This window comes from Pseudomonas fluorescens Q2-87, from assembly GCF_000281895.1.
In the GTDB taxonomy this organism is placed as follows: Bacteria; Pseudomonadota; Gammaproteobacteria; order Pseudomonadales; family Pseudomonadaceae; genus Aquipseudomonas; species Aquipseudomonas fluorescens_S.
The window spans coordinates 1,758,275-1,779,400 of record NZ_CM001558.1 but is presented as its reverse complement, the minus strand read 5'-3'; the positions used below and the strand labels follow the sequence as shown (position 1 = coordinate 1,779,400).

22 protein-coding genes and 1 pseudogene are annotated in these 21,126 nt (G+C 60.8%); 14 read left to right on the top strand and 9 right to left on the bottom strand.

What is annotated here, in order from left to right:
- The first annotated feature begins 260 nt into the window (after window positions 1-260).
- Window positions 261-1,148: a threonine/homoserine exporter RhtA gene (rhtA, locus tag PFLQ2_RS19485; protein ID WP_003179619.1), complete on the top strand. Its 888-nt coding sequence runs from the start codon at window positions 261-263 to the stop codon at window positions 1,146-1,148.
- 167 nt (window positions 1,149-1,315) lie between these two features.
- Window positions 1,316-1,597, top strand: a complete 282-nt coding sequence (locus PFLQ2_RS19490; RefSeq protein ID WP_003179618.1) for a hypothetical protein — start codon at window positions 1,316-1,318, stop codon at window positions 1,595-1,597.
- Window positions 1,598-1,603: 6 nt separating this feature from the next.
- Here PFLQ2_RS19490 and PFLQ2_RS19495 read toward each other — a convergent pair whose 3' ends face one another.
- Window positions 1,604-2,170 carry a TetR/AcrR family transcriptional regulator gene (locus tag PFLQ2_RS19495; protein ID WP_003179617.1) on the bottom strand — a complete coding sequence of 189 codons (567 nt, stop codon included), beginning with the start codon at window positions 2,168-2,170 and terminating at the stop codon, window positions 1,604-1,606.
- Window positions 2,171-2,259: 89 nt separating this feature from the next.
- On the opposite strand from PFLQ2_RS19495, the gene PFLQ2_RS19500 reads away from it, so the two are divergent.
- Both PFLQ2_RS19500 and PFLQ2_RS19505 read left to right on the top strand, forming a co-directional pair.
- A complete protein-coding gene (locus PFLQ2_RS19500) occupies window positions 2,260-2,988 on the top strand; it encodes an SDR family oxidoreductase (protein WP_003179616.1) in 729 nt (242 codons plus the stop codon).
- A 31-nt stretch (window positions 2,989-3,019) separates the two neighbouring features.
- Entirely contained in the window at window positions 3,020-3,610 is a 591-nt protein-coding gene (locus tag PFLQ2_RS19505; protein WP_003179614.1) for a 2-hydroxychromene-2-carboxylate isomerase, read from the top strand.
- A gap of 8 nt (window positions 3,611-3,618) precedes the next feature.
- Here the strand turns inward: PFLQ2_RS19505 and PFLQ2_RS19510 are convergent, their stop codons facing one another.
- From PFLQ2_RS19510 to PFLQ2_RS19530, 5 genes are all read right to left on the bottom strand, one after another.
- The gene (locus PFLQ2_RS19510; protein WP_003179613.1) at window positions 3,619-5,427 is read right to left on the bottom strand and encodes an aminopeptidase P family protein; all 1,809 of its coding nucleotides are present in this window, start codon (window positions 5,425-5,427) and stop codon (window positions 3,619-3,621) included.
- 49 nt (window positions 5,428-5,476) lie between these two features.
- Entirely contained in the window at window positions 5,477-6,643 is a 1,167-nt protein-coding gene (locus tag PFLQ2_RS19515; protein ID WP_003179612.1) for a cysteine desulfurase family protein, read from the bottom strand.
- Between the two features lie 159 nt (window positions 6,644-6,802).
- Entirely contained in the window at window positions 6,803-7,417 is a 615-nt protein-coding gene (locus PFLQ2_RS19520; RefSeq protein ID WP_003179610.1) for a LysE family translocator, read from the bottom strand.
- A gap of 102 nt (window positions 7,418-7,519) precedes the next feature.
- On the bottom strand, window positions 7,520-7,786 hold the full coding sequence (locus PFLQ2_RS19525) for a hypothetical protein (RefSeq protein WP_003179608.1): 267 nt from the start codon (window positions 7,784-7,786) through the stop codon (window positions 7,520-7,522).
- Window positions 7,787-7,902: 116 nt separating this feature from the next.
- Window positions 7,903-8,268: an antibiotic biosynthesis monooxygenase gene (locus PFLQ2_RS19530; protein WP_003179606.1), complete on the bottom strand. Its 366-nt coding sequence runs from the start codon at window positions 8,266-8,268 to the stop codon at window positions 7,903-7,905.
- A 96-nt stretch (window positions 8,269-8,364) separates the two neighbouring features.
- On the opposite strand from PFLQ2_RS19530, the gene soxR reads away from it, so the two are divergent.
- The 10 genes from soxR to PFLQ2_RS19580 all read left to right on the top strand — a co-directional run bounded on the left by soxR (window position 8,365) and on the right by PFLQ2_RS19580 (window position 15,766).
- Complete coding sequence (gene soxR, locus PFLQ2_RS19535; protein WP_003179604.1) at window positions 8,365-8,817, top strand: redox-sensitive transcriptional activator SoxR; 453 nt, start codon at window positions 8,365-8,367, stop codon at window positions 8,815-8,817.
- Window positions 8,818-8,922: 105 nt separating this feature from the next.
- Complete coding sequence (locus PFLQ2_RS19540) at window positions 8,923-9,384, top strand: VOC family protein (protein WP_003179602.1); 462 nt, start codon at window positions 8,923-8,925, stop codon at window positions 9,382-9,384.
- 230 nt (window positions 9,385-9,614) lie between these two features.
- Window positions 9,615-10,820 (top strand): PepSY-associated TM helix domain-containing protein, encoded by a 1,206-nt coding sequence (locus PFLQ2_RS19545; protein ID WP_003179600.1) that lies wholly within the window; start codon window positions 9,615-9,617, stop codon window positions 10,818-10,820.
- Window positions 10,817-11,359: a hypothetical protein gene (locus PFLQ2_RS19550; RefSeq protein WP_003179598.1), complete on the top strand. Its 543-nt coding sequence runs from the start codon at window positions 10,817-10,819 to the stop codon at window positions 11,357-11,359. The genes PFLQ2_RS19545 and PFLQ2_RS19550 overlap by 4 nt, the downstream gene beginning before the upstream one ends.
- Window positions 11,356-11,682, top strand: coding sequence for a hypothetical protein (locus PFLQ2_RS19555; RefSeq protein ID WP_003179597.1), 327 nt, complete (start codon window positions 11,356-11,358; stop codon window positions 11,680-11,682). The genes PFLQ2_RS19550 and PFLQ2_RS19555 overlap by 4 nt, the downstream gene beginning before the upstream one ends.
- Window positions 11,679-12,254, top strand: coding sequence for a DUF6162 family protein (locus PFLQ2_RS19560; protein WP_003179596.1), 576 nt, complete (start codon window positions 11,679-11,681; stop codon window positions 12,252-12,254). The genes PFLQ2_RS19555 and PFLQ2_RS19560 overlap by 4 nt, the downstream gene beginning before the upstream one ends.
- Window positions 12,255-12,288: 34 nt before the next feature.
- Entirely contained in the window at window positions 12,289-13,218 is a 930-nt protein-coding gene (locus tag PFLQ2_RS19565; RefSeq protein ID WP_003179595.1) for a metal ABC transporter solute-binding protein, Zn/Mn family, read from the top strand.
- Entirely contained in the window at window positions 13,215-13,967 is a 753-nt protein-coding gene (locus tag PFLQ2_RS19570) for a metal ABC transporter ATP-binding protein (RefSeq protein WP_003179594.1), read from the top strand. Before PFLQ2_RS19565 ends, PFLQ2_RS19570 begins: the two co-directional genes overlap by 4 nt.
- A complete protein-coding gene (locus tag PFLQ2_RS19575; RefSeq protein ID WP_003179593.1) occupies window positions 13,967-14,866 on the top strand; it encodes a metal ABC transporter permease in 900 nt (299 codons plus the stop codon). The genes PFLQ2_RS19570 and PFLQ2_RS19575 overlap by 1 nt, the downstream gene beginning before the upstream one ends.
- Entirely contained in the window at window positions 14,867-15,766 is a 900-nt protein-coding gene (locus tag PFLQ2_RS19580) for a metal ABC transporter solute-binding protein, Zn/Mn family (RefSeq protein WP_003179592.1), read from the top strand.
- A 138-nt stretch (window positions 15,767-15,904) separates the two neighbouring features.
- Here PFLQ2_RS19580 and prpF read toward each other — a convergent pair.
- The 3 genes and pseudogenes from prpF to prpC form a co-directional block, all read right to left on the bottom strand.
- Window positions 15,905-17,094: pseudogene (gene prpF, locus PFLQ2_RS19585) on the bottom strand (2-methylaconitate cis-trans isomerase PrpF).
- Window positions 17,095-17,157: 63 nt separating this feature from the next.
- Complete coding sequence (gene acnD / locus PFLQ2_RS19590) at window positions 17,158-19,749, bottom strand: Fe/S-dependent 2-methylisocitrate dehydratase AcnD (protein ID WP_003179577.1); 2,592 nt, start codon at window positions 19,747-19,749, stop codon at window positions 17,158-17,160.
- 203 nt (window positions 19,750-19,952) lie between these two features.
- Entirely contained in the window at window positions 19,953-21,080 is a 1,128-nt protein-coding gene (prpC, locus tag PFLQ2_RS19595) for a bifunctional 2-methylcitrate synthase/citrate synthase (RefSeq protein WP_003179576.1), read from the bottom strand.
- Window positions 21,081-21,126 lie beyond the last annotated feature (46 nt).

Below are 21,126 nucleotides of genomic sequence, written 5' to 3'. Positions count from 1 at the left end.
GGACCTCGATGAACTGAAGCCCTGCACCTTCGAAACCTACTTAACTCGTTGAATCTCAAGGAGTTTTCCGTTTCGACTGCGCCGGAAGTGGGGCGAATTATAGACGTCTGGATTTTGCCGTCAACCTTTAATTCGTTCTTTCTATCTATTAACTGCGAGCCGGTCTAAATCCACCCCCATATATGGACGAAACCGCTCTGACTGCGCAATATACTGCTCACTGCAACCTTCTCTGCCCTTTATCTGGACAACACTTCGCAATGACATCCTCACATCGCAGCCTGGTATCAACCCTTTACCCGGTTGCCCTACTACTGATAGCCATGGCCTCCATCCAGTCTGGCGCCTCCCTTGCCAAAAGCATGTTTGCCGAGGTGGGCGCTCAAGGAACCACCACACTACGATTGATCTTTGCCAGCATCATCATGCTTGTATTACTGCGCCCCTGGCGCGCCAAGCTGACCGCTCAATCCCTGCGTACTGTGATCGTGTACGGGATGGCGTTAGGTGGCATGAACTTTCTCTTCTATATGTCGCTGCGCACCGTTCCCCTGGGAATAGCCGTGGCGCTGGAGTTCACTGGCCCTTTGGCGGTCGCCATTTATGCATCGCGCAGGGCAATCGACTTCCTGTGGATTGCCCTGGCCGTGATCGGCCTGCTTCTTTTGATCCCGACCGGCACCGCCGGCACTGGCATTGATCTGGCCGGCGCTGGTTATGCGCTGGGCGCGGGAGCCTGCTGGGCGCTTTACATCCTCTTTGGGCAAAAGGCCGGCGCGGACAACGGTGTCCAGACCGCCGCACTGGGAGTCATGATCGCCGCCCTGTTCGTTGCCCCCATCGGCATCATCCACGCCGGTGCCGCGCTGCTCACCCCGAGCCTGATCCCAGTTGCAATAGGCGTCGCGCTCTTATCGACCGCCCTGCCCTACACCTTGGAAATGATCTCTCTGACCCGAATGCCAGCTCGCACCTTTGGCACGCTGATGAGCGTCGAACCCGCAATCGGCGCTTTGTCCGGGCTTGTGTTCCTCCATGAATACTTATCACTGGCCCAATGGCTGGCCATTGGCTGCATCATTCTCGCGTCGGTGGGTGCAACGCTGACAATGGCTAACACCGCGAAACCCGTCATCGCGGCGGATTGAAGCAGGATTCAACGAAGGTCTGGCATTTGCCGCACATTTAGGCCATGTTTAGGCCGGTAACCTAATGTCAGACATGGATTTTTCCTACAGGACGTCATGAACGCTTCAAGCAAGAGCGAATACGCTCGCACGCGGACGTAAGATCCACGGCGATCATAAGGACGGGAATGAAACGAATTTTGATACTGATCGCCGTACTTGCAGTTGCGGGCTGCGCGGCGACATCGAAAACTGAAGTCAAGCGCGGCAAAAAAGGTCTTCACATTAACTGTTCCGGCCTGTCCTCTTCCTGGGATCAGTGCGCGGCCCGCGCCGCCGACTCATGCGCTCCCAAGGGTTACAAGGTGATCGCCAAGTCCGGTGATGCGGTCGAAGAGCCTGGGGATTATCCCTTCGGACTCAACCCCGCCGGCTACACCAGTCGCAGCATGATCGTCATCTGTAAATAAACGACGTCAGTCGGGTCGCTGTTCAGCGATCCGACGACTGATCTCGGCGTGATTGGACTTAAGGACATCACGCTGGATCTCCGGCGTTGCCAGCATCCGCGCAACAACCAGCGCGCCTACGCATTGCGACAGGATGGCCCAAGCCAAACTGTCGCTCCCCAGTATATTTGCCCAGCTTTTGTGCAGCCGACAGATCCAGTCTTGCGCCGTTTCTCTCACTTGGGCATCCGCACGAGCGATCTCTGCCCCCAACACCGGCAGCGCACAACCGATCTCGGGCTGTTCAACATGGCTCATGCTCAGGTATTGCCTGAGACAACGCTCCAGTTTCGCAGAGTCCATGGCACCGTCACTCAAGCGATCCAGGCTATGAGCCAATTCCCGTTCGACGATGACCTTGAAAAGCTCATCCTTAGATGAAAAGTGGCTGTAGAACGCTCCGCCGCTCAACCCAATCGCTTTCATCAAGCCATCGACTCCAACCGTGGAGAAGCCCGATTTCTTGGCTGAAACGGCGCTGCTGGCAAGCAGCTTTTCGCGGGTTTCCATCTTGTGATTGGCTGAATAACGCATGCTCTGGCCTCTGATTGCTCACCTTGACGCTCGTCGAATCTTAGCATAACGTCCGTTTAGCTAACGATCGTTTACCAATGAGGCGAATCATGAATAACAAGAAGGTCGTACTGGTAGTTGGCGCGGGCGACGCTACCGGCGGAGCGATTGCCAAGCGTTTCGCACAGGAGGGATTCGTCGCTTGCGTTACCCGCCGTAGCGCCGACAAACTCGAATCATTGGTAGATGAAATCCGCGCCCAGGGCGGCGAAGCCCACGGCTTTGCCTGTGATGCACGCAATGAAGAAGATGTCATCGCGCTGATCGAACGCATCGAAAGCCAGATCGGCCCGATTGAAGCCTTTGTGTTCAACATCGGCGCAAACGTTCCTTGCAGCATCCTCGAAGAAACCGCGCGCAAGTATTTCAAGATCTGGGAGATGGCCTGCTTCTCAGGGTTCCTCAACGCCCGAGAAGTGGCCAAGCGCATGGTCAAGCGTCAGCATGGGACAATTCTGTTTACCGGGGCCACTGCCGGTTTGCGCGGTGCTTCGGGGTTCGCCGCTTTCGCAGGCGCCAAGCATGGCATCCGCGCCCTGGCCCAGAGCATGGCGCGTGAACTGGGGCCGATGAATATTCACGTCGCCCACGTAGTGGTGGACGGGGCCATCGACACGGACTTCATCCGCGATAACTTCCCGGAAAAATATGCGACCAAAGATGACGACGGCATCCTCAATCCCGCCCACATCGCCGACAGTTATTGGTACTTGCACAGCCAGCCGCGCGACGCCTGGAGTTTTGAACTGGACCTGCGCCCTTGGAACGAACGTTGGTAAACCCTCCCCATAACAACAAGAGCACAGAACGATGAGCAAATCGGTGGAGTTTTACTTTGACCTCGGCAGCCCGACCGCCTACCTGGCCTACACCCAGTTACCAACGCTTTGTGTGCAGACCGGCAGTACGCTGGTCTATCGTCCGATGTTGCTGGGCGGGGTCTTCAAGGCGACGGGCAACGCGTCACCGGTAACGATCCCGGCCAAGGGTCCTTATCTTTTCAAGGATCTGAATCGTTTCGCCAAACGCTATGGCGTTGCCTTCAATCTCAATCCCTATTTCCCGATCAATACGCTGTTGCTGATGCGTGCCGTAACCGGCATGCAACTGCGCCAGCCTGATCGCTTCGAAGCTTTCATCGATTGCCTGTTTCGAGCTTTGTGGGTCGACGCACGCAACCTCAACGACTCGGCGACCGTGGCTGCGGTCCTGGACAAGGAGGGCTTCGATCCCGGTTACGTGCTGGCCCTGACGGCTGACGTGCAAATCAAGGAAGCACTCAAGACAGCCACCGAAGCAGCGATTGCGCGAGGAGTGTTCGGCGCCCCGAGCATGTTCGTCGGCGATGAACTGTTCTTCGGCCAGGACCGGCTGGACTTCGTCCGTGAAGCCCTCGTCTGACCGTTAGATCAAATTGCCAATGTCCGAGTGTTCAACCATTGCAGCGCGTCGCCTTCCAGCAACGGACTCAATCGACGCTGAACCTCGGCGTGATAGGCATTGAACCAGTCCTTTTCATCTTGGGTCAGCAGCGCTGGCTCCAAGCAGCGAGTGTCGATCGGGCACAAGGTCAGGGTTTCGAACTCGAGAAAATCGCCAAACTCGCTGCTTCCTGCCTCGCGATTCAATACCAGGTTCTCGATGCGGACACCCCAACGACCGGGACGGTAGGTGCCCGGTTCGATGGAAGTGATCATGCCCGCCTGCATCGCCGTTTGTGGCGCGGCAGCCGCCTGGTAGGCAATCACCTGCGGTCCTTCATGGACGTTGAGGAAATAACCGACGCCATGACCGGTGCCGTGCCCGTAATCCACCTGTTCTGCCCAGATCGGCGCGCGTGCGATGGCATCCAGTAATGGCGACAGAATGCCTCGAGGAAACTTGGCTCGGGACAGGGCAATCACACCCTTGAGCACGCGGGTGCAATCACGCTTCTGTTCGGCGGTGGGCGTTCCGACCGGCACCATGCGGGTGATGTCGGTGGTGCCGCCGAGGTACTGACCACCGGAATCGATCAGCAACAGGCCATCGCCTTCGATGACCGCATGGGCTTCTTCCGTGGCGTGATAGTGAGGCATCGCACCGTTGGCGTTGAACGCAGCAATGGTGTTGAAGCTCAGGGAAACAAAATCCGGGCGGCGTGTGCGCGCAGCGGTCAGATGCTCATCGATGGTCAACTCGGTAATACGCTCACGGCCCCAGGCACCCTCCAGCCAGGCGAAGAACTCACAGAGCGCCGCACCATCCTGCTCCATGGCCCGCCGGATGTGCTCGGCGTCGGCCAGGCTTTTCCGGGATTTGGCCAGTGTCGTCGGATTGAGTCCTTCGACCAGCTTCACACCGCCGTCCACGTTGTCCAGCAGGCCGACGGTCACTCTTGCCGGATCGACCAGCAGACTCGCGCCGACGGGCACCTCCCGCAACGCGCCAGCCACTTCGCTGTAGTCGCGCAGGGTCACCCCGTCTTGCTTTAGAACGGCACGCAGCGACGCGTCAACCTTGTCCAACGCGACGAACAGCGTCGCCTGTTGCTGGCTGACCAAGGCAAAGGAGACGAACACAGGATTGAACGACACATCCGCGCCGCGCAGGTTGAACAGCCAGGCGATGTCATCGAGCGTGGCGATGAAATGCCAGTCGGCACCACGCTCCTTGAGGGTTTCACGCAACTTGGCGAGCTTTTCGACCCGGCTGATCGTGGCTTGGGGAGGAAGGTGCGCGTAGACCGGTTGATCAGGCAGGTCTGGCCGATCGGACCAGGCTTCGTTGAGCAGATCGATGTCGGCGCGCAACCGCGCGCCGCGTTCCTCAAGCTTGCCGCTCAAGGTCCGGGCCGATGCCACGGCCATGACGGCGCCGTCGACGGCAACCACCCCACCTTGAGGCGTTTGTTCTGCGAGCCAATCGAGCGGCCCAGGCTGGCCTGGAATGAGCTTGACCAGCTCGATACCGCTGCCGTCAAGCTCCTTGGTGGCCTGCTCCCAATAACGACTATCGGCCCAGACGCCGGCGAAACTGGCGGTCACGATCAAGGTGCCCACCGAGCCATGGAACCCCGACAGCCATTGCCGGCCCTGCCAATAACCCGGCAGATATTCCGACAGATGCGGGTCGGCCGATGGCACCAACAGCGCATGAATGCCTTCGCGACTCATCAGTTGGCGAATCCGGGCCAGGCGCTGGGGAACCAGTCCATGGGTCAAAGGTTCGGTGCTCATCGTTTCTCCTGCTGTTCAATATTGTTGTTCGGTGCCGAATAGGTTCGGCTTATGGTGTGGTTGCCCAAAACGCCGGAGCCGCCGCGCAGACTGCCTTGATCAGCCGCACCGCCTCGTCGATATCCTGCTCGGTGGTAAAGCGCCCCAGGCTCAGGCGAATGGTTCGCCCCGCCGCGCGCGCATCGTGCCCCAGGGCCAGCAACACGTGCGATGGGGTGTTATGTGCGGAATTGCAGGCCGAGGTCGCGGAAAACGCTATGGAGGCGCCCAACGTCGCCGGGTTGAATTCACCCTCGTTGAAGGTCAGGCTCAACGTGTGGGGGATTCGTCGGGTCGCGCTGCCGTTTATACGGACACCTGGCAGGGCCAGCAACGGCTCAAGCAAACGATTGCGCAACCGGGCGATTTTTGCCAGTTCATCATCGAATGCCTCGGCCGCGAGTTCAAATGCGGCGCCCATGGCAGCGATCTGATGGGTAGCCAGGGTGCCGGAGCGCAACCCGCCTTCATGTCCACCGCCATGAATCTGCGCCGACAGCCGCGGCCGCGCACGGTCGCCGACATAAAGCGCACCGATGCCCTTGGGCCCGTAGATCTTGTGGGCGGAAAAAGACATCAGGTCCACCGGCCAACGAGCCAGGTCAATTTTCACTTTTCCGGCGCCCTGGGCCGCGTCCACATGCAACAGCGTACCCTGCTGGCGAACGATCTCGCCGATGGCAGCGACGTCATTGACGGTGCCCAGCTCGTTGTTCACCAGCATCAGCGACACCAGGAACGTATCTTCGCGCATTGCCTGGCGAACGGCTTGCGGGCTGATCAGGCCCTCGGCGTCCGGGGCCAGCCAAGTCACCGCAACGCCACTTTCTTCGAGCTGCCGTGCCGTATCGAGAATCGCCTTGTGTTCGATCAGGCTGGTGATGATATGCCCGCCGCCCCCGCCACGCGCGTGGGCGACGCCTTTGAGAGCCAGATTGTTCGATTCGGTGGCGCCGGACGTCCAGACGATTTGTTCGACCTGAGCCCCCACCAACTGCGCCACCTGCTGGCGCGCGCGCTCCACCGAGCGCCGGGCCTCCTGGCCGAAGGCATGGGAACTGGAGGCCGGGTTGCCGAAATTGCCGTCAAAGCCCAGACACTTGACCATGACCTGGATGACCCGCTCGTCCACCGGCGTGGTGGCGGCGTAGTCGAAATATAAAGGACGTTTATTCATAGGAAACTCGCAGAGCCTGCTCCGGGATCAGGCGCCCTCGTTGGGTTCGAGACTAGCAATACCTGATCAAAGACCCTAAAGAAGTCGGACTTCGTTTAAAAGTGCGTAGGAACGCTCCCGAACAGCGAGCTTAGCAGGCATCGCGCCGAAGCTCAGCCCTCAACTGATGCTTTCAAGCAACAACGGGTACAGCGAGGCGATCAGCAACAGGGCCATGCCCCAGTTGAACACGCGCAGCCAGCGGCGATCACGCAGCAGGTTGCGCAACAGGCTACCGCACACCACCCACAGGCTCACGCTTGGCAGGTTGATCAAAGCAAAGACTGCCGCGATCACCACCACATTGAAAAAATAACCCTGCAGGGGCGTGTAAGTGCTGATGGCGCCGATTGCCATGATCCAGGCCTTGGGATTGACCCACTGGAATGCTGCGGCGCCCCAATAGCTGATCGGTGTGTTTTCCCCGGGCTGGCTTTCCGAGACTGGACCGGAATGAGCTATTTTCCAGGCCAGGTACAGCAGGTATGCCGCACCGATGTAGCGCAGCGCCGTATAGAGCAGAGGGTACGTCTGGAACACCGCGCCCAGGCCAAGGCCCACCGCCAGCACCAGGGAAAAGAAGCCGCAGGTGATACCCAGCATGTGAGGAATGGTGCGGTTGAAACCGAAGTTGACACCCGAGGCCAACAACATGGTGTTGTTCGGGCCTGGCGTGATCGACGTCACCAGGGCAAACAGGGCGAAGCCCAGCAACAGGTCAAGCGAAAGGGTCATGTCAGGTCAATCCGTCGGAGCAGCCAGTCGAGTCACGACCCTACCCCACGTCCCGGTGCAAACCCATGGACAGTTGGGCAAAACTTCGAGCGGTACAGTCTGTCAGCTTGACCGGCCCGGCCGTTGCTCGACCCGCTCGGCGCTCATCTCGCCCCGGTCGTCGAAGCCCACGTTTTTCTGCGCGGTGCCGAGCAACTCGGTCTTTTTCGCGTGGTACTCCTCGAACGACAGGCCTCGCCGATTCAAGGCTTCCAAGGCTAATTCACGAGCCTCGTCGGCAGTGTAGGGACGCAGCTCCGGAGAGGAAGTGGCGCAACCGCTCAATACGGTGGCAGTCAGCAGCAACGAGACAGCAAGGAGACGGTTCATGGCGGGTGTCCGATGTTCTGTAGTTGGGCGATGAACAAAGGCTACCCGCCGGCCCCGCGCGGCAGAAATCAACCCTTTCGATAGTGGCTATTGTCTTTGCGGATCGGCCGCTGCGCTTAATCAACCAACCGGCAATGCAGCGCATCGTCCAGGCTGCGTTCGATGTTGCGCACCACCTGAAACGAGCCGAACGTCACGGCTTTGGCTCGGTGCGCCTGAATCAGTTGCCAGAAATCCCGCTCGCCGCTTTCCAGGCTTCGCAGCGCCGCTTCGCCCTCCTCGCGGGTTCGCCAACGCAGATAATTGAGCACGCGCCGACCGTCCTCACTGGCCTGGATACTGGCATTCAGCAAACCTTGGTGATCCCGCGCCAGGCGCTCGGTGTATTCCGACAGCACCGCGACCAGCGCCTGTCGCCACTGCGGTTCGATGTCGAATTCCATCAGTTGGGTAAAGCTGTGATTGTTCCTTGGCGATTGCATGGAGGCCCCCGATTGCAGGTAAGGCGGATCTTGCGATCCGAAGGCGTGCAGGGTAAAACCTCTAGTTAACTTTAGGTCAAGCAGGAAATTCAGGTAATGACGCCGATAAATGTCCATAAGGAACTCACTGTCGGCCAGCTAGCCGCCCGCAGCGGCGTGGCGGTCACGGCCCTGCATTTTTATGAATCCAAGGGGCTGATCAAAAGCACGCGCAATCAGGGCAACCAACGCCGCTATCCACGGGAAGTGTTACGCCGTGTGGCGCTGATCAAAGTCGCCCAACGCTTGGGCATTCCCTTGGCGGAGATCGGCGAAGCGCTGCAAACCCTGCCGGACCACCGCGCCCCTACCGCAGCGGACTGGAAAGTCTTGTCGGCGCAGTGGAGCCGCGACCTGGACGAGCGCATCAACCAACTGATAGCGCTGCGCGATCGACTCAACGGCTGCATAGGCTGCGGCTGCCTGTCGATGCAAGCGTGTCCGCTGCGTAACCAAGGCGATGCGCTAGGCAAACAGGGGCCGGGGGCGCATTTGCTGGAACAACCGTGAGGCGTTCGTCGGGCCATGACCCCGTCCATGACGGCTGACCTATAGTGGATGAGCAAAAATCGACGAAGACTCTCTTCGCCTCCCATAACAAAAAGGAGAAACGTCATGGGCGTTCAAGCCGTTCCCGAAGATTTCCGTAATATCACTCCCTACCTGGGTATTCAGAAAGCGGCCGAAGCCATCGATTTCTACAAACAGGCCTTCAATGCGACCGAGGTCATGCGCCTGGCCATGCCCGACGGTGGCATCGGACATGCCGAGCTGCGGATCAATGGCTATCCGATCATGCTCGGCACGCCTTGCGACCAAGGCCCGCTGAGCAACCCCGACCTATCGCCCTCGGTGGGCCTGCATTTATATGTCGAGGACGTAGACCGCGCATTTGCCCAGGCCATTGCCGCCGGCGGCAAGGTGATCTCCGAGGTCAAGGACCAGTTCTATGGCGATCGCACCGGCACGTTGAAAGATCCCTATGGGCATGTGTGGTTCCTGGCGACGCACAAGGAGGACCTGACTCAGGAGCAAATCGAGCAGCGGGCCAGAGAAATGTTCCAACAGCAAGGCTGACCTGTTCCCAGGCCAACAACGGTGGCGAGGAAGCTTGCTCCCTCGCCACGAAACCACAGACATAAACGAGAAACATTTTCTTTCATCTTCCCCTTCAGGATTTCCTTTGCTCGTTCGTCTTAATTAGATGCAGCAGGCCGCGTCGGCAAAAGCCACGGCCGGCCTTTCAGGGTTCAGGGTGTTGCGAAGCCCGTAATACCGAGCCTTTCATCGAATCAAGACGTTCAATCATGTCGAAGAAGTCCCGCTCCAAACTCTGGTTCCTGGTTCATAGCTGGCTGGCCCTGCCCATCTGGTTTTTCGTGCTCATCGTTTGCGTGACCGGCACCCTCGCGGTGGTCAGCCAGGAAATCGTCTGGCTGGTAAACCCCGACATGCGCGCAAGCAAGCCATCGGACGACGCCCCGCTGCTCAGCTACGACCAAGTCATTGCCGCAATCAAGCAAGCCCAGCCGCAAACCCAGGTGCAGGGCATCGCACGTCCGGACGAGTCGCATTTTGCGCTGGAGGTCAAGGTGACCTACCCCGACGGGCGCCCCGACACGGTCTACGTCAACCCGTACAGCGGCGTTGTCCAGGGCTCGGCGCCGGCGTTCAACTTCAGGGGCTTCACCCGCGCGCTGCACGGTTGGTGGTTGGTGCCATTCACCAACGGCTACAGTTGGGGCTGGTACCTGGTGTCGCTTCTGGGCCTACCGTTACTGGCGTCGCTGATAACCGGGCTGGTGGTCTACAAGCGCTTCTGGAAAGGCTTTTTCCGTCCAACCCTGCGGTTGCGTCATGGCGCACGCATTTTCTGGGGCGACTTCCACCGGCTGAGCGGTATCTGGTCGATCTGGTTCATCGCGGTTATCTCCATCACCGGCACTTGGTTCCTGATCGAAGCCTCACTGTCTGACAACCAGATCTCCATTTCCAGCGCACCTGTCATTCCCGTCGTCGCCCGCGAAGACGTGCCTCTGTCAGCCGACGGCGTTGCGCCGACGCAACTGAGCCTCGACCGGGCCATTGAAATCGCCCAACAGCGCATCCCTGGCTTGGAAGCGAGTTTTATCAGCCTGCCCGGCAATGCCTACAGTCATCTGGAAATCGGCGGCCGTGGTTGGTACCCCCTGATGTACCAGACCGCCACGCTCAACCCTTACAACGGCGATGTGGCGGCCTCCAGGCTGTTGACCGACCGTACGGCGCTGGAATTCGTCACCGAGTCCATGCGTCCGCTGCACACCGGGGATTTTGGTGGAATCTGGATCAAGCTCATCTGGTTCTTCTTCGGTCTGATCCTCAGCATGATGGTCCTCAGTGGCCTGCTGATCTGGACCAAACGCACCACCTTGGCCACCGCCAATGCGTTCAAGCGCAGCCAGAAACCCGTTCGAGTTGCGCAATCGTTGCAGCCGTCCATGCACCGTGATTCGCCGGAGGGCAACCTGTGACCGCGCCCAACACAGCCTCGCCACCGTCACGCCTGAGCCTGTTCTGGCGCAAATGGCGTTTTCACCTCAACGTGTTGCTGCTGCTGATTCCCCTGGGATTCATGCCAAAGTATTTCTCGGAAGCGGCGTTGTTTCGCGGCGATACCGGGCTCGGCGAACGGGAGATCGGCGAGGTTCAGGTTGGCCCATGGAGTCTGCGCCTAGCCGAATTTCGCAATGAAGCCCCACGCCCGAACGGCCCGGCCGGGCCAATGAAGCATTTCAACGCCGCGTTGTGCCAAGCCTGCATCAGCCAGGTCAAGGCCACCTACCTGCGCATCGGTAAACCCCGCAGCCTGCGGGCAGCCGGGGTGATTTTCTTCGGTTCGCCCTATCGCATGGGTGCCTTGTTGCCGGTGCCGGCGAAGACCCAACCCGACGCAGAGCTGTGGATAACCCTGGAGGGCTGGGACGGTTCGATGCACCAGGCCGCCATTCCCCTGAGCCAGGCCTCCCCGGCCACCGTCGCCTGGCTGAACACTCAAGGAGCCCGACCATGACCTTGCGCGCCTGTCTCAATGGTGTGGCGCTGTTGCTCTGCGCAAGTGCAAGCACCAGCGCCCTGGCCCATAACCCGATGTGCCAATGCAAGGCCATCGACGCCGAACAGATCCAGTGCACCGGTGGTTTTTCCGACGGCAGCGGTGCACCTGGGGTGACCCTGGACGTGATCGGCTACGACGAAACCATCCTGGTGCCGGGCAAGCTCGGCGCCGACTCGACGGTGACCTTCAAGAAACCGAACGCCGAATTCTACGTGCTCTTCGACGCTGGCCCCGGCCACGTGGTGGAAATCGACCAAGCCGACATCGAGGCCCCATGAACAGCCCCACCACCCAAGTGATTCGCCCCGCCGGCGCCGGCCATGAAACCCTTTATGTGTTGCTGCTCTGCCTGATCATCGTCCTGGCGGCCGGGTCCGTGGTGGCGTGGCACGGCAAAATCGAAGACACCGCTCAACTCGCCTCGAACCAGATAGACGCTCGCCGCGACCTCGACGCCGCGGAACAAGGCATCTATGCCGATCTGCGGGTGACCCTGGATGAAATTCACCTGCTGCGCGAGGACCAGCAGTCCCTGCCCGCCCCGCAGACGCTGGCCGATGAAGGCTTTGCCCCGTTCGCCCAGGACGCCAGCTCCGTCAGCCGCGGCGGCCATGCCTGGCAACAGCTGGAGGATCGCGCCTACTTCGGCGCAAGTCCTCGCCCAGCCGTCGCTGGCTCGTTTCTGATGCGCATCAGCGAAACGTCCGACGCCGCCCCGGACATCTGGCTCAACCGAGGCAATGCTCCAACGGCACCCACTGCGCTGGATGATGCCGCTTTATCCGCCGCCGGCTGGCAGCAAATCGTCGCGCAATTCGATGCGGGCGTGACCCGCCAGCACCGGCACTGACCCCACGCCTGATTCCAGAGAAGAATGTTCGCCCATGCCTATTGCACCTCTACGCCGACCCTCGCTGCGCCTGCTGCTGATCGGCCTGCTGGCCTGCCTGTTCACTGCCCAGGCCGGAGCCGAAACAACCAAGCGCCTGCGCATCGGCATCACCTTGCACCCGTATTACAGCTACGTGGCGAACATTGTCGGCGACAAGGCCGAAGTGGTGCCGCTGATCCCGGCCGGGTTCAATCCACATGCCTATGAACCTCGCGCCGAGGACATCAAGCGCATCAGCGGCCTCGATGTGATCGTGCTCAATGGCGTCGGTCACGACGATTTTGCCGACCGCATGATCGCCGCCAGCGAAACACCAAACGTGAAGGTGATCGAGGCCAACGAAAACGTGCCATTGCTGGCCGCCACCGGTACGGCGGCCCGAGGCGCGGGCAAGGTCGTCAACCCACACACCTTCCTGTCCATCAGCGCCTCGATCGCCCAGGTCAATAGCATCGCCCGGGAATTGGGCAAGCTCGACCCGGACAACGCCAAGGTCTATACCCAGAATGCACGCGCCTACGGCAAGCGTCTGCGGCAGATGCGTGCCGACGCCCTGGCGAAGCTGACCCAGGCACCCAACGCCGAGTTGCGGGTCGCCACCGTACACGCCGCCTACGATTACCTGTTGCGCGAATTCGGCCTGGAAGTGACCGCCGTGGTCGAGCCGGCCCATGGCATCGAACCGAGCCCCAGCCAGTTGAAAAAAACCATCGACCAACTGCGCGAACTGGATGTGAAAGTGATCTTCTCGGAGATGGATTTTCCCTCCACCTACGTCGACACCATCCAGCGTGAATCGGGCGTGAAGCTCTACCCGCTCTCCCATATTTCCTACGGCGACTACAGTGCCGAGAAATACGAAAAGGAAATGACCGGCAACCTCGATACCGTGGTCAGGGCGATCCAGGAGTCCGGCGCATGACTGTTCAGGAACCCATCACCCTGCAACGCGTCGGCCCCTTGATCGAGTTCGCCGAGGTCAGCCTGAACCTGGGCCGCACCACTATTCTCGATCACGTGGCCTTTCAGGTGGCGCCCGGCAGTATCCATGCCCTGGTCGGCCCCAACGGCGGCGGCAAGAGTTCGCTGATCAAGACCTTGCTGGGGCAAATGCCGCACCAGGGGCGTTTGAGCCTGCAATGGCCGGGCGAACCCGGCGTCATCGGCTACGTACCCCAGGCACTGGAGTTCGATCGGGGGCTGCCCATGACGGTGGATGATTTCATGGCGGCGATGTGTCAGCGGCGACCGGCCTTTCTCGGCCTGAGCAAGCATTACGCTGGCGCCATTGGCCAGGCCCTGGAGCGGGTCGGCATGCAGGACAAGCGCAAGCGACGCATGGGCGCGCTGTCCGGCGGTGAGCGCCAGCGAGTGCTGCTGGCCCAGGGGCTGATTCCTGCGCCGCAACTGTTGGTACTGGATGAGCCGATGTCGGCCCTGGATGAGGCCGGTATCCAAGTATTCGAACGGCTGCTGCAGGACTGGCGCCAAGCCGGAATCACCGTGTTGTGGATCGAACATGACCTGGAGGCCGTCGGGCGCCTGGCGGACCGCGTCACCGGCCTGAATCGCCGGGTGCTGTTCGACGGCCCGCCACGCCAGACCCTGACGCCAGAACGTCTGTTGACGCTGTTTTCCACCCATCCGCGAACGAATGGGAGCACTGTCTGATGAGTTATGAAGCCTTTCGCTTGATGGTCCAAGGCTGGGCATCATCCGGCTATTTGCCCGAGGCGTTGGCATACGGGTTCGTCGTCAACGCGTTGCTGGCCGGACTGTTGATCGGCCCGGTGCTGGGTGGCCTCGGCACGCTGGTGGTGGTCAAGCGCTTCGCGTTTTTCTCCGAGGCGGTCGGCCATGCGGCGCTGACCGGCGTGGCAGTCGGCATCCTGCTCGGCGAACCCTATACCGGGCCTTACGGCAGTCTGTTCGGTTATTGCCTGCTGTTCGGCATCCTGCTCAATTACCTGCACAACCGCACCGGCCTGGCGCCAGACACACTGATCGGCGTCTTCCTGTCGGTGTCCCTGGCCCTGGGCGCCAGCCTGCTGTTGATCCTGGCGGGCAAGATCAATGTACACATCCTGGAGAACGTGCTGTTTGGCTCGGTGTTGACGGTCAACGGCAATGATCTTCTGGTGTTGGCCGTGGTCGGTTCGCTGGTGATGGCCCTGGCGCTACCGCTGTACAACCGCATCATGCTCGCCAGCTTCAATCCGCAGCTGGCGGCGGTGCGCGGGGTGGCGGTGAAGACCCTGGATTATCTGTTCGTGGTTCTGGTGACGTTGATCACCGTGGCAGCGGTGAAAGTCATCGGTGCCATTCTGGTTGGCGCCCTATTGGTGATCCCAGCGGCGGCGGCGCGTTTGCTGAGCCAGTCGTTGAAAGGTTTTTTCTGGTGTTCCGTGTTGATCGCCACCGTCAGCACTTTGTGCGGGATTCTCGCGCCGATTGTGTTCGACCTGCCAATCCCGTCCGGTGCCGCCATCATTTTGGTAGCCGGCATCGCGTTCGCCTTGAGCGCCATCGCCCGTGGCGTTGTCCCCAGCCTTAAAGGGAATCTTGGATAAATGGTTTTTTCATTGCGACACCTGGCCTTGGCCGTGACCCTTTGCGGCGCGGTCGCTACCGCTTCATTCGCCGCCGAAAGCAAACCGGTGCATCTGCTGGCGTCGCTGCCGGTCACCTATGGGTTGGGCGAGGCCTTGCTCAAAGACACCGACATCAAGCTGGAAAGGGCTGCGCCTGCCAATCTGCCTGGCACTCGCCAGAGCGCCTATTTCAGCGGCCGTGGCGCCGCGGCCCTGAGCGAACTCGCCAGCGAGGCCGACGGGGTCATCGGCCTGCGCTCGCTGTGGCCGGACGATCCGCTGTATCCCATGGCCCGGCGCAGCAACATCCGTATCGTCGAAATCGACGCCGCCCGCCCGGTGGACGGCGCCCTGCCCGGTATTGCCGTACAACCGGGCATGACCGACGGCTTGGCAAGCCAGCCTTGGATGGCCAGCCATAACCTCGGTCGGATGGCCGACGTGATCGCCGCCGACCTGGTGCGCCTGGCGCCGACGGCCAAACCGAAGATCGACGCCAACCTGGCAACCCTCAAGCAACGCCTGCTCAAACTCAGCGCCGGTAGCGAAAAAAGTCTCGCCGGTGCCAATAACCTGAGCGTGGTCAGCCTGAGCGAACATTTCGGTTATCTGATCAGCGGGCTCAACCTTGACGGAATCAGCACCGATACCCGGCCCGATGCCGAATGGACCGCCGAAAGCCTTAAGCAACTGACTGCAACGCTGAAGAACAATGACGTGGCGCTGGTGCTGCATCATCGTCAACCCTCGGATGAGCTGAAGACAGCCATTACCGAGGGCGGCAGCCGATTGCTGGTGCTGAGCACCGACGCCGCCGATCCGGTAGCGGAACTGGAAAGCAACGTGGGGCTGGTGGTCGCGGCGTTGACGAAGAACTGATTGCAGACAGGCAATAACCCTGTGGGAGCGAGCTTGCTCGCGAAGAGGCCAGCACATTCAACATTGATGTTGACTGACGCACCGCTTTCGCGAGCAAGCTCGCTCCCACAGGTTTTGTGTTGCTCCTGGAATATTGCGTTAAAACATATCTCCCGGTACCCGCACAAACCCTTCCATCAACACCCGCGCGCTGCGGCTCATGATGGCTTTTTCACGGTCCATTCGCCGTTGACCTGAGTGGCTTCGGCACCCACGCGCAGGGTGCCGGACGGGTGGCCGAAGCGCACGGCGCTGCGTTCGGTGCCGCCTGCCGCCAGGTTCACCAGGGTGCCGGAAATCGCCGCGGCCGTGCCGATGGCAACCGCTGCCGTGCCCATCATGGCGTGATGCAGCTTGCCCATCGACAATGCACGTACCAGCAAGTCGACGTCCCCCGCTGCAACGGCTTTGCCGCTGGATGAAACGTAATCCGCCGGCGGTGCGACAAACGCCACTTTTGGCGTGTGCTGGCGTTGGGCGGCTTCGTCCAGGTGTTTGATCAAGCCCATGCGCAAGGCACCATAGGCGCGAATGGTTTCGAACATGGACAGCGCCTTGGGATCGCCGTTGATCGCACCCTGCAGCTCGGTGCCGGTGTAACCAACGTCCCGGGCATTGATGAAAATCGTCGGGATCCCTGCGTTGATCAGGGTTGCCTTGAAGGTGCCAACACCTGGCACTTCAAGGTCGTCCACCAAGTTGCCGGTAGGAAACATCGAGCCGCCAGCGCCCTCTTCTTCCGCTGCCGGGTCCATGAATTCCAATTGCACTTCGGCTGCCGGAAACGTCACGCCGTCGAGTTCGAAGTCACCGGTTTCCTGCACCGCGCCGTCGGTAATCGGTACGTGGGCGATGATGGTCTTGCCGATGTTGGCCTGCCAGATCCGCACGACGGCCACACCGTTGTTCGGAATACGACTGGCCTCCACCAAGCCGCTGCTGATGGCGAATGAACCGACCGCCGCCGACAGGTTGCCGCAGTTGCCGCTCCAATCCACGAACGGTTTGTCGATGGACACCTGGCCGAACAGGTAGTCGACATCGTGGTCGGCCCGGGTGCTCTTGGCCAGGATCACGGTCTTGCTGGTGCTGGACGTCGCACCGCCCATGCCGTCGATCTGTTTCTCGTAGGGGTCCGGACTGCCGATCACCCGCAGCAGCAAGGCATCCCGGGCGACGCCTGGAACGCGAGCCGCTTGCGGCAGGTCCTGAAGGCTGAAAAACACGCCTTTGCTGGTGCCGCCACGCATGTAGGTCGCTGGGATTCTGATTTGGGGGGCGTGAGCCATGTTGCTCTTACTCCTTGAAACGGACGGGCAAAGGACTCGTCATCCTTTGCCCGGCCAGCAGATTTATACGGCAACCGCCGATTCGAGGAAGTCCTGGGCGAAGCGTTGCAGCACGCCACCAGCCTCGTAGATCGACACTTCTTCAGCGGTATCGAGGCGGCAGGTCACCGGCACCTCGACGCGCTCGCCGTTCTTGCGGGTGATGACCAGGGTCAGCGTGGCACGCGGGGTGCGCTCGCCAATCACGTCATAGACTTCACTGCCATCGATGCCCAGGGTCTTGCGATCGGTACCGGGCTTGAACTCCAGCGGCAACACGCCCATGCCCACCAGGTTGGTGCGGTGAATGCGCTCGAAACCTTCGGCAGCGATGGCCTCGACACCGGCCAGGCGCACGCCTTTGGCCGCCCAGTCACGGGACGAACCCTGGCCATAGTCGGCACCGGCAATGATGATCAGCGGTTGCTTGCGCTCCATGTAGGTCTCGATGGCTTCCCACATGCGCATGACCTTGCCTTCCGGCTCGACCCGGGCCAGGGATCCCTGCTTGACCTTGCCGTCTTCCTGGACCATTTCGTTGAACAGTTTCGGGTTGGCGAACGTTGCGCGCTGCGCCGTCAGGTGGTCACCACGGTGGGTCGCATAGGAATTGAAGTCCTCCTCCGGCAGGCCCATTTTCGCCAGGTATTCGCCGGCGGCACTGTCCAGCATGATGGCATTGGACGGCGACAAATGATCGGTAGTGATGTTGTCCGGCAGCACCGCCAGCGGGCGCATGCCCTTGAGCGGCCGCGCACCGGCCAGGGCGCCTTCCCAATACGGCGGACGACGGATATAGGTGCTTTGCGGACGCCAGTCGTAGAGCGGCGTAACTTTCGGCCCGGTGTCTTCCTGGATAGCGAACATCGGGATGTACACCTGGCGGAACTGTTCCGGCTTCACCGAAGCCTTGACCACCGCATTGATTTCTTCGTCGCTCGGCCAGATGTCCTTGAGGCGAATCTCCCGGCCGTCCACCACGCCGAGCACATCCTTCTCGATGTCGAAGCGGATGGTCCCGGCGATGGCGTAGGCCACCACCAGCGGCGGCGATGCGAGGAACGCCTGCTTGGCGTACGGGTGGATGCGTCCGTCGAAGTTGCGGTTGCCCGACAGCACGGCGGTGGCGTACAGGTCGCGGTCGATGATTTCCTGTTGGATCACCGGATCCAGCGCACCGGACATGCCATTGCAGGTGGTGCAGGCAAATGCCACCACGCCGAAGCCCAGCTTCTCAAGCTCGGACGTCAGGCCTGCTTCATCCAGGTACAACGCCACGGTTTTCGAACCCGGCGCCAGGGACGATTTGACCCATGGCTTGCGGGCCAGACCCAGACGATTGGCGTTACGCGCCAGCAGGCCGGCGGCGATCACGTTGCGCGGGTTACTGGTGTTGGTGCAACTGGTGATGGCAGCGATGATCACCGCGCCGTCAGGCATCTGGCCTGGCACATCGTCCCACTGGCCGGAGATGCCTTTGGCGGCCAGATCCGACACCGCGACACGGGCGTGCGGATTGCTCGGGCCGGCCATGTTGCGCACCACCGACGACAGGTCGAAGGTCAGGCCGCGCTCATATTGCGCGCTCTTGAGGCTATCGGCCCACAGGCCAACATGCTTGGCATAGGTTTCCACCAACTGCACTTGTTCGTCTTCGCGGCCGGTGAGCTTGAGGTAATCGATGGTCTGTTGATCGATATGAAACATGGCCGCCGTGGCGCCGTATTCCGGGGCCATGTTGGAAATGGTCGCACGGTCGCCCAGGGTCAGCGCACTGGCGCCCTCGCCAAAAAACTCCAGCCAGGCACCGACGACTTTTTGTTTACGCAGGAACTCGGTCAGCGCCAGTACCATATCGGTGGCGGTAATGCCCGGCTGCAGCTGGCCAGTCAACTCGACGCCAATGATTTCCGGCAGGCGCATCCACGAGGCGCGACCGAGCATGACGCTTTCGGCTTCCAGGCCACCGACACCAATGGCGATCACACCCAAGGCATCGACGTGGGGCGTATGGCTGTCAGTGCCCACGCAGGTATCGGGGAATGCCACGCCGTCACGCTGCTGGATCACCGGGGACATTTTTTCCAGGTTGATCTGGTGCATGATCCCGTTGCCCGGCGGAATCACATCGACGTTCTTGAAGGCTTTCTTGGTCCAGTTGATGAAATGAAAGCGGTCTTCGTTGCGTCGGTCTTCGATGGCGCGGTTCTTGGCGAACGCCTGCGGGTCGGCACCGCCGCTTTCCACCGCCAGGGAGTGATCGACGATCAGTTGGGTCGGCACCACCGGATTGACCTGCGCCGGATCGCCACCCTGCAAGGCGATGGCATCACGCAGGCCGGCCAGGTCCACCAGGGCGGTCTGGCCGAGAATGTCGTGGCACACCACTCGGGCCGGGAACCAGGGGAAATCCAGGTCGCGCTTGCGTTCGATCAACTGCAGCAGCGACTCGCGCAGCGTGGCCGGGTCGCAGCGACGCACCAGGTTTTCGGCCAGCACGCGGGAGGTGTACGGCAGGCTGCCATAGGCGCCGGGGCGGATGGCATCCACGGCCCCTCGAACATCGAAATAATCCAGCGAAGTGCCGGGCAGCGGTTTGCGAAATTCTGTGTTCATCGTCAGGACTCGGGTCACGGTGGTTTCAGAAGGGGCTGGCGCAGCCGCTGAAGTGGAACTCGGTCCACTGTGGGAGCGGGCTTGCTCGCGAAGGCGGTGTATCAGTCGGCATCAATGTTGGATGTCAGTTCGCATTCGCGAGCAAGCCCGCTCCCACAAGGGGTGGTAGATTTCTTCAGTTGCAGAGTCAGCGTCCCTCCAGCTCAGCGTTGTTCGATTGGCACGAACTTGCGCTGTTCGACGCCGGTGTATTCGGCGCTCGGTCGGATGATGCGGTTGTTGGCGCGTTGTTCGAACACGTGGGCAGCCCAGCCGGTCAGGCGCGAGCAGACGAAGATCGGCGTGAACAGCTTGGTCGGGATGCCCATGAAGTGGTACGCCGAGGCATGGTAGAAGTCGGCGTTGGGGAACAGCTTCTTCTGCTCCCACATGGTCTTGTCGATGGCTTCGGAAACCGGGAACAGCACGGTGTCGCCCACTTCATCGGCGAGTTTTCTCGACCAGCCCTTGATCACCTCGTTGCGTGGATCGTTGTCCTTATAGATCGCATGGCCGAAGCCCATGATCTTGTCCTTGCGCGCCAGCATGCCGAGGGTGCCTTCGATGGCGTCCTGCGGTGAACTGAAGCGCTCGATCATTTCCATCGCCGCTTCGTTGGCGCCACCGTGCAGCGGGCCGCGCAGCGAACCGATGGCCGCGGTGATGCAGGAGAACAGGTCCGACAAGGTAGAGGCGCAGACCCGGGCGGTGAAGGTCGAGGCGTTGAATTCGTGCTCGGCGTAAAGGATCAGCGACACGTTCATCACCTTAACGTGCAGTTCGCTCGGCTTCTTGCCGTGCAGCAGGTGCAGGAAATGTCCGCCGATGGACGCTTCGTCGGTCACGCATTCGATGCGCAGGCCTTCATGGCTGAACCGGTACCAGTAGCACATGATCGCGGGGAACGCGGCCAGCAGGCGATCGGTCTTGTCGTGTTGTTCGGTAAAGTCGTTCTCCGGCTCCAGGTTGCCCAGGAACGAACAGCCGGTGCGCATCACATCCATCGGATGGGCGTCGGCGGGAATGCGCTCCAGCACTTCTTTCAAGGCCTGGGGCAAATCCCGCAATTGACGCAACTTATGGATATAGGCGTCCAACTGCGCCTGGGTCGGCAGCTCGCCGTACAGCAGCAGGTAGGCCACTTCTTCGAATTGCGCATCGGCCGCCAGGTCGCGAACGTCATAGCCACGGTAGGTCAGGCCGGCACCCGACTGGCCTACGGTGGACAAGGCGGTTTGCCCGGCCACCTGGCCACGGAGCCCGGCGCCACTGAGTACTTTTGCTTCGGCCATTTGCTGTCTCCAATCTTTTTGAATTTGTAGGGAATCGGCAATTTAT

What these genes read in the sequence shown, in the direction of transcription:
- rhtA (WP_003179619.1), top strand. Translation starts at nt 261, where the DNA reads ATGACATCCTCACATCGCAGCCTGGTATCAACCCTTTACCCGGTTGCC.
- PFLQ2_RS19490 (WP_003179618.1), top strand. Translation starts at nt 1,316, where the DNA reads ATGAAACGAATTTTGATACTGATCGCCGTACTTGCAGTTGCGGGCTGC.
- PFLQ2_RS19495 (WP_003179617.1), bottom strand. Translation starts at nt 2,170, where the DNA reads ATGCGTTATTCAGCCAATCACAAGATGGAAACCCGCGAAAAGCTGCTT.
- PFLQ2_RS19500 (WP_003179616.1), top strand. Translation starts at nt 2,260, where the DNA reads ATGAATAACAAGAAGGTCGTACTGGTAGTTGGCGCGGGCGACGCTACC.
- PFLQ2_RS19505 (WP_003179614.1), top strand. Translation starts at nt 3,020, where the DNA reads ATGAGCAAATCGGTGGAGTTTTACTTTGACCTCGGCAGCCCGACCGCC.
- PFLQ2_RS19510 (WP_003179613.1), bottom strand. Translation starts at nt 5,427, where the DNA reads ATGAGCACCGAACCTTTGACCCATGGACTGGTTCCCCAGCGCCTGGCC.
- PFLQ2_RS19515 (WP_003179612.1), bottom strand. Translation starts at nt 6,643, where the DNA reads ATGAATAAACGTCCTTTATATTTCGACTACGCCGCCACCACGCCGGTG.
- PFLQ2_RS19520 (WP_003179610.1), bottom strand. Translation starts at nt 7,417, where the DNA reads ATGACCCTTTCGCTTGACCTGTTGCTGGGCTTCGCCCTGTTTGCCCTG.
- PFLQ2_RS19525 (WP_003179608.1), bottom strand. Translation starts at nt 7,786, where the DNA reads ATGAACCGTCTCCTTGCTGTCTCGTTGCTGCTGACTGCCACCGTATTG.
- PFLQ2_RS19530 (WP_003179606.1), bottom strand. Translation starts at nt 8,268, where the DNA reads ATGCAATCGCCAAGGAACAATCACAGCTTTACCCAACTGATGGAATTC.
- soxR (WP_003179604.1), top strand. Translation starts at nt 8,365, where the DNA reads ATGACGCCGATAAATGTCCATAAGGAACTCACTGTCGGCCAGCTAGCC.
- PFLQ2_RS19540 (WP_003179602.1), top strand. Translation starts at nt 8,923, where the DNA reads ATGGGCGTTCAAGCCGTTCCCGAAGATTTCCGTAATATCACTCCCTAC.
- PFLQ2_RS19545 (WP_003179600.1), top strand. Translation starts at nt 9,615, where the DNA reads ATGTCGAAGAAGTCCCGCTCCAAACTCTGGTTCCTGGTTCATAGCTGG.
- PFLQ2_RS19555 (WP_003179597.1), top strand. Translation starts at nt 11,356, where the DNA reads ATGACCTTGCGCGCCTGTCTCAATGGTGTGGCGCTGTTGCTCTGCGCA.
- PFLQ2_RS19560 (WP_003179596.1), top strand. Translation starts at nt 11,679, where the DNA reads ATGAACAGCCCCACCACCCAAGTGATTCGCCCCGCCGGCGCCGGCCAT.
- PFLQ2_RS19565 (WP_003179595.1), top strand. Translation starts at nt 12,289, where the DNA reads ATGCCTATTGCACCTCTACGCCGACCCTCGCTGCGCCTGCTGCTGATC.
- PFLQ2_RS19570 (WP_003179594.1), top strand. Translation starts at nt 13,215, where the DNA reads ATGACTGTTCAGGAACCCATCACCCTGCAACGCGTCGGCCCCTTGATC.
- PFLQ2_RS19575 (WP_003179593.1), top strand. Translation starts at nt 13,967, where the DNA reads ATGAGTTATGAAGCCTTTCGCTTGATGGTCCAAGGCTGGGCATCATCC.
- PFLQ2_RS19580 (WP_003179592.1), top strand. Translation starts at nt 14,867, where the DNA reads ATGGTTTTTTCATTGCGACACCTGGCCTTGGCCGTGACCCTTTGCGGC.
- acnD (WP_003179577.1), bottom strand. Translation starts at nt 19,749, where the DNA reads ATGAACACAGAATTTCGCAAACCGCTGCCCGGCACTTCGCTGGATTAT.
- prpC (WP_003179576.1), bottom strand. Translation starts at nt 21,080, where the DNA reads ATGGCCGAAGCAAAAGTACTCAGTGGCGCCGGGCTCCGTGGCCAGGTG.